At 73.2% G+C, this 11,752-nt stretch carries 12 protein-coding genes; 7 read left to right on the top strand and 5 right to left on the bottom strand.

Annotated elements, in window-relative coordinates; all coding sequences use genetic code 11:
- Window positions 1–33 precede the first annotated feature (33 nt).
- Complete coding sequence (locus CHF15_RS25460) at window positions 34–1,428, top strand: aldehyde dehydrogenase family protein (protein ID WP_089226208.1); 1,395 nt, start codon at window positions 34–36, stop codon at window positions 1,426–1,428.
- A 45-nt stretch (window positions 1,429–1,473) separates the two neighbouring features.
- Window positions 1,474–2,556 (top strand): zinc-binding dehydrogenase, encoded by a 1,083-nt coding sequence (locus CHF15_RS25455; protein WP_089226207.1) that lies wholly within the window; start codon window positions 1,474–1,476, stop codon window positions 2,554–2,556.
- Window positions 2,557–2,652: 96 nt separating this feature from the next.
- Here CHF15_RS25455 and CHF15_RS25450 read toward each other — a convergent pair whose 3' ends face one another.
- Window positions 2,653–3,216, bottom strand: coding sequence for a hypothetical protein (locus CHF15_RS25450; protein ID WP_089226206.1), 564 nt, complete (start codon window positions 3,214–3,216; stop codon window positions 2,653–2,655).
- A gap of 34 nt (window positions 3,217–3,250) precedes the next feature.
- Window positions 3,251–3,703 (bottom strand): hypothetical protein, encoded by a 453-nt coding sequence (locus CHF15_RS25445; protein WP_089226205.1) that lies wholly within the window; start codon window positions 3,701–3,703, stop codon window positions 3,251–3,253.
- Window positions 3,704–3,986: 283 nt separating this feature from the next.
- Between CHF15_RS25445 and CHF15_RS45055 the strand changes: the two genes are divergently transcribed.
- Window positions 3,987–4,550 (top strand): hypothetical protein, encoded by a 564-nt coding sequence (locus tag CHF15_RS45055; protein WP_179279958.1) that lies wholly within the window; start codon window positions 3,987–3,989, stop codon window positions 4,548–4,550.
- A gap of 109 nt (window positions 4,551–4,659) precedes the next feature.
- Here CHF15_RS45055 and CHF15_RS25435 read toward each other — a convergent pair whose 3' ends face one another.
- Window positions 4,660–5,301 (bottom strand): TetR/AcrR family transcriptional regulator, encoded by a 642-nt coding sequence (locus CHF15_RS25435; protein ID WP_089226204.1) that lies wholly within the window; start codon window positions 5,299–5,301, stop codon window positions 4,660–4,662.
- 68 nt (window positions 5,302–5,369) lie between these two features.
- On the opposite strand from CHF15_RS25435, the gene CHF15_RS25430 reads away from it, so the two are divergent.
- Both CHF15_RS25430 and CHF15_RS25425 read left to right on the top strand, forming a co-directional pair.
- The gene (locus CHF15_RS25430) at window positions 5,370–6,521 is read left to right on the top strand and encodes an acyl-CoA dehydrogenase family protein (protein ID WP_089226203.1); all 1,152 of its coding nucleotides are present in this window, start codon (window positions 5,370–5,372) and stop codon (window positions 6,519–6,521) included.
- Window positions 6,522–6,592: 71 nt separating this feature from the next.
- Window positions 6,593–7,225: a TetR/AcrR family transcriptional regulator gene (locus tag CHF15_RS25425; RefSeq protein WP_089226202.1), complete on the top strand. Its 633-nt coding sequence runs from the start codon at window positions 6,593–6,595 to the stop codon at window positions 7,223–7,225.
- Here the strand turns inward: CHF15_RS25425 and CHF15_RS25420 are convergent.
- Window positions 7,216–7,677 (bottom strand): MaoC family dehydratase, encoded by a 462-nt coding sequence (locus CHF15_RS25420; protein ID WP_089226201.1) that lies wholly within the window; start codon window positions 7,675–7,677, stop codon window positions 7,216–7,218. The genes CHF15_RS25425 and CHF15_RS25420 overlap by 10 nt on opposite strands.
- 126 nt (window positions 7,678–7,803) lie before the next feature.
- On the opposite strand from CHF15_RS25420, the gene CHF15_RS25415 reads away from it, so the two are divergent.
- Both CHF15_RS25415 and soxR read left to right on the top strand, forming a co-directional pair.
- Entirely contained in the window at window positions 7,804–9,123 is a 1,320-nt protein-coding gene (locus CHF15_RS25415; RefSeq protein WP_089226200.1) for a glycosyltransferase family 87 protein, read from the top strand.
- Between the two features lie 9 nt (window positions 9,124–9,132).
- A complete protein-coding gene (gene soxR / locus CHF15_RS25410; protein ID WP_089226199.1) occupies window positions 9,133–9,675 on the top strand; it encodes a redox-sensitive transcriptional activator SoxR in 543 nt (180 codons plus the stop codon).
- On the opposite strand, the gene CHF15_RS25405 is transcribed toward soxR, so the two are convergent.
- Window positions 9,608–11,053, bottom strand: a complete 1,446-nt coding sequence (locus tag CHF15_RS25405; RefSeq protein WP_089226198.1) for an amidase — start codon at window positions 11,051–11,053, stop codon at window positions 9,608–9,610. The two genes, soxR and CHF15_RS25405, sit on opposite strands and share 68 nt — an antisense overlap.
- Window positions 11,054–11,752 lie beyond the last annotated feature (699 nt).

Below are 11,752 nucleotides of genomic sequence, written 5' to 3'. Positions count from 1 at the left end.
GTTCCACGGCAGGTACGCCCGGGAGGACAAGGGATGAAGCCGCACGACGGGATGTACATCGACGGCGACTGGCGGCCCGCCGCCGGCTCGGGGACGATCGACGTCGTCAACCCCGCGGACGAGCAGGTGTTCGCCACCGTGCCCGCCGGCACCGCCGACGACGTCGACGCCGCCGTCCGCGCCGCCCGCGCGGCCTTCCGCGGCTGGGCGGCCACCCCGCCCGCCGAGCGTGCCGCCCGCATCGCCGCGCTGCGCGACGTCCTCGCCGCCCGAAGCGAAGAGATCGCCGAGACGGTCACCGCCGAACTGGGCGCGCCGCTGGCCTTCAGCCGGGCCGTCCACGCGGGGCTCCCGGTCGCGGTCGCGGGCTCGTACGCGGAACTCGCGGCCGCCCACCCCTTCGAGGAGCGGATCGGCAACTCCACGGTCCTCCACGAGCCCGTAGGCGTGGTCGGCGCGATCACCCCCTGGAACTACCCGCTGCACCAGATCGTCGCCAAGGTCGCCCCCGCGCTCGCCGCCGGCTGCACGGTCGTCCTCAAGCCCGCCGAGGACACTCCGCTGGTCGCCCAGCTCTTCGCCGAGGCCGTCCACGAAGCGGGCCTGCCCGCGGGCGTGTTCAACCTCGTCACCGGTCTGGGCCCGGTCGCCGGACAGGCCCTGGCCGCCCACGAGGACGTCGACCTGGTCTCCTTCACCGGGTCCACCGCCGTCGGCCGGCAGATCGCCGCGACCGCGGGGGCCGCCGTCAAGCGCGTCGCCCTGGAACTCGGCGGCAAGTCCGCCAACGTCGTCCTCCCCGGCGCGGACCTCGCCAAGGCCGTCAACGTCGGCGTCGCCAACGTCATGTCCAACACCGGGCAGACGTGCAGCGCCTGGACCCGCATGCTCGTCCACCGGGACCGGTACGAGGAGGCGGTGGCCCTCGCCGTGACGGCAGCCGCCAAGTACGTGCCCGGCGAGCGCATCGGTCCGGTCGTCAACGCCAGGCAGCACGAGCGCGTGCTCGGCTACATCGCCAAGGGCGTCGAGGAGGGCGCCCGCCTCGTCGCCGGCGGCACGGAAGTGCCGCGCACGCGGGGCTACTGGGTCAGCCCCACCGTCTTCGCCGACGTCACCCCGGAGATGACGATCGCCCAGGAGGAGATCTTCGGCCCCGTCCTGTCGATCCTGGCGTACGAGGACGAGGAGGACGCGCTGCGCATCGCCAACGGCACCGTCTACGGCCTCGCCGGGGCGGTCTGGGCGGGCGACGACGCCGCGGCGGTCGCCTTCGCCCGGCGCATGGACACCGGTCAGGTCGACATCAACGGCGGCCGCTTCAACCCGCTGGCGCCCTTCGGCGGCTACAAGCAGTCCGGGGTCGGGCGCGAGCTCGGCCCGCACGGCCTCACCGAGTACCTCCAGACCAAGTCCCTCCAGTTCTGACCGGTTCCGCTGGTTCTGACAGCCCTGAGCGCAGGAGAAAACACCGTGGTCCGCGCCGCCGTACTGCCCGCCGTCAACGCGCCCCTGACCCTCGCCGAGATCGACCTGCCCGAACCCGGGCCGGGCCAGGTACGGGTCAGGCTCGCCGCGGCGGGGGTCTGCCACTCCGACCTGTCCCTGTCCAACGGGACGCTGCGGCAGCCGGCACCCGCCGTCCTCGGGCACGAGGGCGCCGGCACGGTCGTGTCCGTGGGCGAGGGCGTCGCAGGTGTGGCCCCCGGCGACCGCGTCGTCCTCAACTGGGCGCCCTCCTGCGGCACCTGCCACTACTGCGGGCTCGGCGAGCCCTGGCTGTGCGCCGGCGCGGGCGCCGCGGCGGGGGTGCCCTACGCCAAGCTCGCGGGCGGCGGCGCCGAGCTCTACCCGGGGCTCGGGACGGCCGCGTTCGCCGAGGAGACCGTGGTCGCGGCGGGCGCCGTCCTGCCGCTCCCGGACGGGGTCCCCCTGATCGAGGCCGCGCTCCTGGGGTGCGCCGTGCTCACCGGGTACGGGGCGGTCCACCACAGCGCCGGGGTGCGCCCCGGGGAGTCCGTCGCCGTCTTCGGTGTCGGGGGCGTCGGCCTCGCCGTCCTCCAGTCCGCCCGCATCGCGGGGGCGGGCGCCGTCGTGGCCGTCGACGTCTCCCCGGAGAAGGAGGCCCTGGCGCGGGCCGCGGGCGCCACGGAGTTCCTCCTCGCCGGGGAGGACGTCGCGAAGCGCATCCGGGCACTGACCGGCGGGCACGGGGCGGACGTCGCCATCGAGTGCGTCGGGCGCGCCGAGACGATCCGCGCCGCGTGGTCCTCGACGCGGCGCGGCGGCCGTACGACGGTGGTGGGCATCGGAGGGAAGAGCGACATGGTCTCCTTCTCCGCGCTGGAACTCTTCCACTTCGGCCGGACGCTGTCCGGGTGCGTGTACGGGAACAGCGACCCGGCGCGGGACCTGCCGGTGCTGGCGGAGCACGTGCGGGCCGGGCGGCTCGACCTGTCGGCGATGGTCACGGGGCGGATCGGGCTGGAGGGGATTCCCGGGGCGTTCGAGGCGATGCAGGGCGGAAGGGGCGGGCGGGCGCTGGTCGTCTTCTGAGCGGGTGCGTCGTGGTGCGCGGCGCCGCGCACCGTACGGGTCGTCCGCGTCTGCGGGAGGGCGGTTCCCCCGCCCACCCGCCGGCCTTCGGCCCGTTCAGGCCTGGTTCGCGACGTCCTTCACCGAGGTCGGGCCCAACTGCCTGGCGCTGGCGTACTCCGGCATCGTCATGGGCTTGTCGAACAGGAAGAACGACTGGTTCGTGCCGACCGTGAACTCCATGTACGCGCCCGTCGTCGCGTCGAAGCCGTAGTAGGCGTTGCAGGTGGAACCCGACGTGTACGTGCCGTCCATGCCGGGCTGGGCGAGGACCCCGACGCCGTGGTTGGTGGTCTCCACCCGCTCCGTCGGAGTGAGCATCTTGCAGCGCGGCACCGGAAGGCCCTTCATGATGAAGTACCCGTACTCGCCATTGGCGTTCTGGATGTAGACGTACGAGAGTTTGCCCCGCTGCCCCCATGTCTTGATCCACTGGTTGATCGCCTCGCGGGTCGGTGAGTACTCCATGCGGCCCGCCGGCTGCTGGGCGACGAGATGGTCGTAGTTGTCCTGCTTTGCCCGGTTCTCCTTGTCCTGGCTGGAGTCGGTGCAGGACGTCAGGGCGAGGCCCACGACGAGCGCGACAACGGCGGCCAGGGCGATGCGTGCGAAATTCCTCATGCGGTGCTGCCCTCTTCCCGGGTTGAGATGGGGATCAGTTGGTGCACGTCGTGTGCTCGGCCGCGGCGTCCAGCCGGTACGGCAGGTCCTTGTCGCGGAAGGGCGCGCGGTGCTCCTGGGCGGCCTTCGAGTTGTAGGCGTTGACCGACTCGATCCGCGTGGCCTTCAGCGCGGTGATCGACTGGTCGATCTGCGTCGTGCGAATCTCCGAAGCGGCCTTCCGCTCCTCCTGGAGCGCCTGGATCGTCCCCTCGGCGTTCTGCACGGCCTCGCACAGGTCGAAGAACTCCTCGTACGTGGCCTGCCGGAACTCGCCGGAACCGACGGTGTTCCCGCGCTCTTCCGCCTCGCCGCGGAACGGGGCGGTGATCCACCCCGCGCCGCCGAAGGCGAACACCCCGATCACGTACAACACCGCCAGGCCGATGACCCCGCCGACGGCCCAGGTCCCCCACCGTGCCCCCTCGCGTACCTGCCCCATCGCCATCCCCCTTCGCGTGTGGTCTCCGCGGCGTGGAACCACGTGTGAAGGAGGACACGGACGTCCGGTGAAACGGTTCCGCGGGCACGCCAAGCCCCGCCCGCCGGGCACGGATTGACGGCGGGGCGGCTGCGCATCGGCCGGGAAACTGCCATAGGGTTCGGCGCGGACGGCTCGCTCGGTCATTTGCGGTACAGGGCAGTTCAGGTCAGTTCAGTTCAGGTCAGTTCAGGTCAGATCAGGTCGCAGTCGGGCGGTCGTCCGACAGGCACGTGCAGGGGAGCACAGCGTGAGTCTCATCAAGAAGGCATTCGAAGTCATCGAGAAGGGCTTCGACGCGAGCGGCGACGCCATCCACGACTTCACCGTCAACCGCCGCACGGCCGAGCTCTTCCTGAAGCTGGGTGTCGCGGTCTACGCCGAGCAGCGCCTCGGCGGCTCGCACGAGCCGGTGGAGAAGATGTTCGAGGCCCTGGAGGGCCACGTCGCCGAGAACGGCGAGGTGGAGCTCGACCACCTCAAGGAGGCCCGCGAGGTCCTGGGCGAGGCGTTCGTGGCCAAGCACACCGCGGAGATCGAGGCGGAGGAGGCCGCCGAGGCCAAGGCCGTCGAGGAGGCCAAGGCCGCCGCTGCCGCCGCGGCCGCCGCCGCGACTCCCGCGGCCCCCGTGGCGCCCGTGGCCGCCCCCGTGGCCGCTCCCGCGCCTCCTGTCGCGGCTCCCGCGGTTCCGGCGCAGGCCCCCGCGGCACCGGTCGAGGCCGCCGCTCCCGCCGTCCCGGCCCCCGCCGCCGCCCCGGCGGAGGCCCCGGCCCCCGCTCCCGCCGCTCCGGTGGAGTCCACCCCCGCGGGCTGACCCCCGCGCGAAGGCCCGGCGGACGTCGCATCGACGCGCCGGGCCTTTCGTGTGCGGAGCGACCACGGGATGCCTGGTCCCGTCGCCCGAACTGCGGGCCCCCCGGACCTCAGCGGTCGATGTCCAGCGCGGCGAACTGCACGGCGAGCCCGTCGACGAGGGCGCGCAGGCCCGTCTCGAAGGCGCCCTCGTCCACCTGTTGCTGCCGTTCCGCGAGCAGGTGGGCCTGACCGAGGTGCGGGTAGTCCGTCGGGTCGTACGCCGAGGGGTCGTCGACGAAGCCCCGCGCGAAGGAGCCCAGGGCGGACCCGGCCACGAAGTAGCGCATGAGCGCGCCCACGCGGGTGGCGTGGGCCGGGGGCCAGCCGGCGGCGGTCATGCCGCCGAAGACCGCGTCGGCCATGCGCAGGCCGGCCGGACGGCGGCCCGGGCCCTGGGCGAGGAACGGGACGATGTGCGGGTGGGCCGCGAGCGCGGCGCGGTAGGAGCGGGCCCAGGCGACGAGGGCGTCCCGCCAGTCGCGGCCGTCGTCGAACACGGACAGGTCGACCTCGCCCACGACCGCGTCGGCGACCGCGTCCAGGATGTCGTCCTTGGTCGTGAAGTGGTTGTAGAGGCTCGGCCCGCTGACGCCCAGTTCGGCCGCGAGGCGCCGCGTGGAGACGGCCTGCAGTCCCTCCCCGTCCACGAGCACGAGCGCCGTGGCGACGATGCGTTCGCGGCTGAGCAGGGGCTTGCGGGGACGGGCCATGCGGCACATAGTAGAGGCTGCCCACAGGAAACTAGCAGTGGTAATTTAAAGCCGAACCGAGGTGTGCCGTGAATCTTGAGCTGTCCGAGGAGCAGGCCGCGGTCCGCGCGCTGGCCGCCGGGTTCACCGAGCGCGAGATAGTGCCGCACGCGGCCGCGTGGGACCGGGCCGAGGCCGTGGACCGGGGCATCGTCAAGAAGCTGGGCGCCGTGGGGTTCCTGGGGCTGACGATTCCCGAGGAGTACGGCGGCTCCGGCGGTGACCACCTGGCGTACTGCCTGGTCACCGAGGAGCTGGGGCGCGGCGACTCCTCGGTGCGCGGGATCGTCTCCGTCTCGCTCGGGCTCGTGGCGAAGTCCGTCGCCCACTGGGGCACGGAGGAGCAGAAGCGGGACTGGCTGCCCCGGCTGGCCTCCGGCGAGGCGGTGGGCTGCTTCGGGCTGACCGAGCCCGGCACCGGCTCGGACGCCGGCAACCTGACCACGCGTGCCCGGCGCGACGGCGGCGACTACGTGATCAACGGCGCCAAGATGTTCATCACGAACGGCACCTGGGCGGACGTCGTCCTGCTCTTCGCCCGCACCAACGACCTCCCCGGCCACAAGGGCGTCAGCGCCTTCCTCGTGCCCGCCGGCAGCCCCGGCCTGACCCGGCACGAGGTGCACGGGAAGCTCGGCCTGCGCGGCCAGGCCACGGCGGAACTGGTGCTGGAGGACGTGCGCGTGCCGGCCTCGGCGATGCTCGGGCCCGAGGGGAAGGGCTTCTCGGTGGCGATGTCCGCCCTGGCCAAGGGCCGTATGTCGGTGGCCGCCGGATGCGTGGGCATCGCGCAGGCGGCGCTGGACGCGGCCGTGGGCTACGCCAGGGAGCGCGAGCAGTTCGGCAGGCCGATCGCCGCGCACCAACTGGTGCAGGAGCTGCTCGCGGACATCGCCCTGGACGTCGACGCCGCACGGCTGCTGACCTGGCGGGTCGCCGACCTCATCGACCGGGGCCTGCCCTTCGCGGCGGAGTCGTCCAAGGCCAAGCTCTTCGCCAGCGAGGCGGCGGTGCGCTGCGCCAACAACGCGCTGCAGGTCTTCGGCGGCTACGGCTACATCGACGAGTACCCCGTGGGCAAGCTGCTGCGGGACGCCCGTGTGATGACCCTCTACGAGGGGACGAGCCAGATCCAGAAGCTGCTGATCGGCCGGGAGCTGACGGGGGTCTCGGCCTTCTGACGGGGCCGGCCGGCGCCGACCGACCGCTCGGTATCTAAGCGCTTGCTCAGTGCCCATGTAGGGTGTCCGCCATGGACGTGGAGGCGGAGCAGTCGGAGCGGACCGAGGCGTGGAGCGGCATCACCCCTGATGCCGCCCGGCGGCTGGTGATCGCCGCGGTCGAGGCGTTCGCGGAGCGCGGCTACCACGCGACGACCACGCGCGACATCGCCGGCCGGGCGGGCATGAGCCCCGCGGCTCTGTACATCCACTACAAGACCAAGGAAGAGCTGCTCTACCAGATCAGCGTCGTCGGGCACCGGCTCTCCCTGGGGCTGCTCCAGGACGCCGCGAACGGCGACGGCGGCCCGGCCGACCGGCTGGCCGCGGCCGTGCGCTCCTTCGTCCGCTGGCACGCGGAGCACCACACCACCGGCCGCGTCGTGCAGTACGAGCTCGGCGCGCTCGGCCCCGAGCACTACACCGAGGTGGTGGAGCTGCGCCGGGAGAGCGAGGCCGCGGTCCGCTCGGTGATCCACGACGGCGTGCGGGCCGGGGAGTTCGACGTGCCGGACGTCTCCGGGACCACCGTCGCGCTGCTGTCGCTCTGCATCGACGTGGCCCGCTGGTTCAACCCCGGCGGGCGCCGGACGCCGGACGGGATCGGCGCGCTGTACGCCGATCTCGCCCTGCGCATGGTCGGGTACGCGCCCCGTCAGAGGTAGAAGCGGACGACCGTCTCGGCCACGCACACCGGCTTGTCGCCGCCCTCGCGCTCCACGGTGATCGTCACGACGAGCTGGGCGCCGCCGGGCACCTCGCTCACCTCGGCGATCCGGCCGCCGGCCCGCAGGCGGGAGCCGACGGGCACGGGGGAGGGGAAACGGACCTTGTTCACCCCGTAGTTGACACCCATCTTCACGCCCTCGACCCGCAGCAGCTCCGGGGTGAAGGAGGGGATCAGCGACAGCGTCAGGTAGCCGTGCGCGATGGTGGTGCCGAAGGGGCCCTGGGCCGCCTTCTCCGGATCCACGTGGATCCACTGGTGGTCCCCGGTGGCGTCCGCGAACAGGTCGATCCGCTTCTGGTCGACCTCCAGCCAGCCGGTCGTGCCGAGGTCCTCCCCGATGGCGTCCTTCAGTTCGCCGACCGAGGTGAAGATCCTGGGCTGTCCCATGTCATGCCTCCCGTACTGTCCAAGCGCTTGCTCAGCATGGTGTCCGCGGCGGACCCCTGTCAACGCCCCGCACCCGGCGCGTATCAACGGTCGTTCGTCCGGTTTGTGACTATCTTTCATCTCCGTATGTCCCTGTTCGCGCTGGTGGAGGAGACGGAAGTGGCCGAGGCCCCCACGGAGACCAGCCCGTCCGACTGGCACACGGTGGAGGTCCGGAGCGGCGGCGGCACCCCCTCCCCGGCCGCCGCCCGCACCGCGCTGCTGCGCCCCGCGACCTGGCCCCAGACCTGGCTCGCGCTCGCCGTCTACTGGCTCGCCAGCCGCGTCGTCATGCTGGCCCTGCTGCGCAGCGGGCAGGGCGACATCGCCCGCGAGGTGCACTTCCTCTACCGCCACTGGAGCGAGGGCCTCACGCAAGGGACCTTCCCCGTCGGCGACGTGACCTGGCAGTACCCGCCCGGCGCCGCACTGGTGATGCTCGCCCCGGCGCTGCTGCCCGGGCTCAGCTACTTCGAGGGCTTCGTCCTGCTGTCGCTCGCCTCCGACGCCGTCGTCCTGCTCCTCCTGCTGCGGGCCGGGACCGGCCGGCCGGGCCGCAGCACCGCCGGCGCGTGGCTGTGGGCGCTCGCCCTGCCGCTGCTGATGCACCTGCCCTACGCCCGGTACGACCTGATGGTCACCGTGATCGCCGTCGGCGCGCTGCTCGCGCTGCCCGCACGCCCGCGGCTCGGCGGCGCGCTCGCCGGGATCGCCGCCCTGATCAAGCTCTGGCCCGTGCTGACCGTGCTCGGCACCCCGCGCGGCCGGACCACCCGGCAGACCTGGACGGCGCTCGCCCTGTCCGCCGGCGGGCTGCTCCTGGTGCTGTGCACCGCCTTCCGCGGCGCCTTCGGCTTCCTGTCCGCGCAGCACCACCGCGGGGTCGAGATCGAGTCCCTCGGCGGCACCTTCCTGCACGTCGCCGAGATGTTCGGCTGGCCGGGGCGGGTGGTCGCGCACTACGGCTCGCTGGAGTTCACCGGCCCCCACGTCGCCGAGATCACGACCGCCTCCCTCCTGCTCACCGGGATCGCCCTGCTGTGGCTGCTGATCTGGCGCATGAAGGCCGCCCGTTGGACCCCGGCCACGCCGTACGACGCCGCGCTGGCCGCCGTGCTCCTGTTCACCGTCACCAGCCGGGTCATCAGCCCCCAGTACCTGGTGTGGCTGATCGGCCTCGGCGCGGTGTGCCTGACCATGCGGCAGACCACCCAGCGGCCGGTCGCCGCCCTGGTGCTGCTCGCCACCGCCGTCACCACGGTCGACTACCCGCTGTTCTTCACGGACGTCACCGCCGCCACCTGGCAGGGCGCCGCCATCGTCGCCGTCCGCAACGCCCTGCTGGTCGCCGCCGCGCTCGTCTCCTGCGTCCGGTTGTGGCGCACGAGCGTCCCGCGCCGCAAGTAGAGTCGGGACGTGGCGAGGATCCCCGGCGAGCACCGTGAACTGACCGTCGGCCAGCTGAGCGGACGCAGCGGCGCCGCCGTCTCGGCACTGCGCTACTACGAGGCCCAGGGCCTGATCCGCAGCCGCCGCACCACCGGCAACCAGCGCCGCTACACCCGCGACACCCTGCGCCGCGTCGCCTTCATCCGGGCCTCCCAGCGGGTCGGCATGCCGCTCGCCGCGATTCGCGAGGCACTGGACGGCCTGCCCGAGGGCCGCACCCCGGACCGTTCCGACTGGGCCCGGCTCTCCGCGGGATGGCGCGCCGAACTCGACGCCCGCATCGACCGGCTCACCGCGCTCCGCGACAGCCTGGACGACTGCATCGGCTGCGGCTGCCTCTCCCTGGACCGCTGCGCCCTGTCCAACCCCGGCGACGCGCTCGGCGACCAGGGGCCCGGCGCGCGGCGGCTGCTCGGCACGGAGCCGCCGCGCCCCGCACCCGCTACCAGATCGCGGGCCTGCGGCCGGCCCACGGACGGGCCGACTCCAGCTGCGCCGACAGCGAGATGAGCGTCGCCTCGTCCCCGTAGCGGCCGCCGAACATCACACCGATCGGCAGCCCCTCCTCCGTCCAGTGCAGCGGCACGTTCACGGCCGGCTGCCCGGTGGCGTTGAAGATCGGCGTGAACGGCGTGTAACCGGCCAACCCCGCGAACTCCGCCGCCGGGTCCCCGTCGTTCCGCAGACCCGCGCTCCCCACGAAGGCCGGGGGCCGCGCCAGCGTCGGCGTCAGCACGACGTCGTACGAGGAGAGCAGAGCGTCGGCGATGAGCTGCCCCAGCGCCCGGAACGCGTACAGCGACGCGGCGAAGTCGGGGCCGCTCACCTTGCCGCCCTCGGCGCGCAGGTGCCGGGTGAGCGGCATCAGCAGTTCCTCCTGCTCCGGCGCCACCGGGTAGACGGTGGCCATCACGCCCCACACCCGGGTGAAGGCGTGCAGGATCGCGTCGTCCACGGGCAGTTCGACCTCGTCCACCTGGTGGCCCAGCCCGCGCAGCAGCTCGGCGGCGCCGTCGTACGCGGCACGGCAGTCCGGGTGCAGCCCGACCCCGGGCACGGGGGGCTGGGGCAGCCCGACGACGCGCAGCGTCCCCGGGTCGCGGCCGACGTACGAGGAGAAGGACTCGCCCCGCGGCAGCGGGGGCGCGCTGTACGGGTCGCCCGGCATCGGGCCCGCCAGGACGTCGAGCAGGGCCGCCGCGTCCGCGACCGTACGGGCGATCGGGCCGCTGCCGCTCAGACCGCTCACGTCGTGCTGCACCGGGCCCGCGCTCACCCTTCCCCGGCTGGGCTTGATGCCGAACAGGCCGCACACGGAGGCGGGGATGCGGATCGAACCGCCGCCGTCGCTGCCCTGCGCGAGGGGTGCGAGGCCCCCGGCGACCGCGGCCGCGGCCCCGCCGCTGGAGCCGCCGGCGGACCGCTCCAGGTCCCACGGGGTGCGGGCGGGCGGGGCCAGCCTGTTCTCGGTGTAGCAGGGCAGCCCGAACTCCGGGGTGTTGGTCTTGCCCAGCAGCACCGTGCCGGCCGCGCGCAGCTTGGCGGCGACGTGGTCGTCGACGTCCGGCACGTGGTCGGCGTACGCCTGCGAACCCAGGGTGCAGCGCACGCCGGCCACGAAGTTGAGGTCCTTGACCGGGACCGGGACGCCGTGCAGCGGCGACAGGGGCCGCCGGCCGTCGTCACGCCGGGCCGCGAGCGCCTCCGACTCGGCGTCGGCGGCCTGCTTGCGGGCGATCTCCGGGGTGACGGTGATGAACGCGCCGAGGGTGTCGTTGTGCCGGTCGACGCGGTCCAGATAGTGCTCGGCGAGTTCCGTCGGGGAGACCTCCCCGGCCCTGATCGCCTTCCCCTGCTCCAGCGCCGTCAGATCGTGCAGCTCAGCCATGGGCCGGTCCCGTCCTCTTCGCGCGAGGGTGTGCGTTGCCTGGGGGTGCATCGTCGCATCGTCCCCGGTGGGGTGTCAGTACGGCGGGGTGCGGTGCGCTTTCCGGTCCGGGGTCCGTTGTCCGGGGCCCGTTGTCGGGTGCGGGTCGTTTGCGCCTGCGGCGGGCGGTTCTCCCGCCCGCCCTCCCGATTGCCCGGCGCGGTTGGTGCGGGCCTGCGCGCGTGCGTGGTGGGCCGGGGGCGGGGCCTCCGGGGCTGGGCATTCTGTACCGCATATTTATGTGCATGGCGGGCGGTACTTGTCGTGGCCGTCTGTGCCGCACAACAAATACACGTCAGCGTCCAGAACGCCCACCCCTCCGACCCCGCCCCCTCCGTATCGTGGGGCGGCTGACGGCCGGAGGGGGAGAGGGCGGTCCGGGGTTGCCGCACGTGTCTACTGAACGCCCACGGCCTTCAGGTCCTCCTTGGGGGCCCCTTGAAGGGGTAGCTGGGGCCATTCGGCCTTCGACCAGGAGCGTTCTCGTGGGGTGGGTTCCCAAACCGGCGCTCGTCGTGATGTGCCGCCTCGTGACTTTCAGCGTCGCCGTGACATAGGCAAACCCTGCGAGCGCCGGTGGGCGAGTTGCGCCTGCTGTCCCGTGGGAGGTACCGATCTCGGCCTGCGGCCGGGGACCCCCGCTGGGGGCGGCTCCCAGCG

This window comes from Actinacidiphila glaucinigra (genome assembly GCF_900188405.1).
Classification (GTDB): Bacteria; Actinomycetota; Actinomycetes; order Streptomycetales; family Streptomycetaceae; genus Actinacidiphila; species Actinacidiphila glaucinigra.
This window is presented reverse-complemented; position numbering and strand designations above follow the sequence as displayed.

Excerpts from the sequence above, each read along its gene's own strand:
- CHF15_RS25420 (WP_089226201.1), bottom strand. The coding sequence starts at position 7,677 with ATGGGACAGCCCAGGATCTTCACCTCGGTCGGCGAACTGAAGGACGCC.
- CHF15_RS25405 (WP_089226198.1), bottom strand. The coding sequence starts at position 11,053 with ATGGCTGAGCTGCACGATCTGACGGCGCTGGAGCAGGGGAAGGCGATC.
- CHF15_RS25425 (WP_089226202.1), top strand. The coding sequence starts at position 6,593 with ATGGACGTGGAGGCGGAGCAGTCGGAGCGGACCGAGGCGTGGAGCGGC.
- CHF15_RS25445 (WP_089226205.1), bottom strand. The coding sequence starts at position 3,703 with ATGGCGATGGGGCAGGTACGCGAGGGGGCACGGTGGGGGACCTGGGCC.
- CHF15_RS25435 (WP_089226204.1), bottom strand. The coding sequence starts at position 5,301 with ATGGCCCGTCCCCGCAAGCCCCTGCTCAGCCGCGAACGCATCGTCGCC.
- CHF15_RS25460 (WP_089226208.1), top strand. The coding sequence starts at position 34 with ATGAAGCCGCACGACGGGATGTACATCGACGGCGACTGGCGGCCCGCC.
- CHF15_RS25450 (WP_089226206.1), bottom strand. The coding sequence starts at position 3,216 with ATGAGGAATTTCGCACGCATCGCCCTGGCCGCCGTTGTCGCGCTCGTC.
- CHF15_RS25415 (WP_089226200.1), top strand. The coding sequence starts at position 7,804 with ATGTCCCTGTTCGCGCTGGTGGAGGAGACGGAAGTGGCCGAGGCCCCC.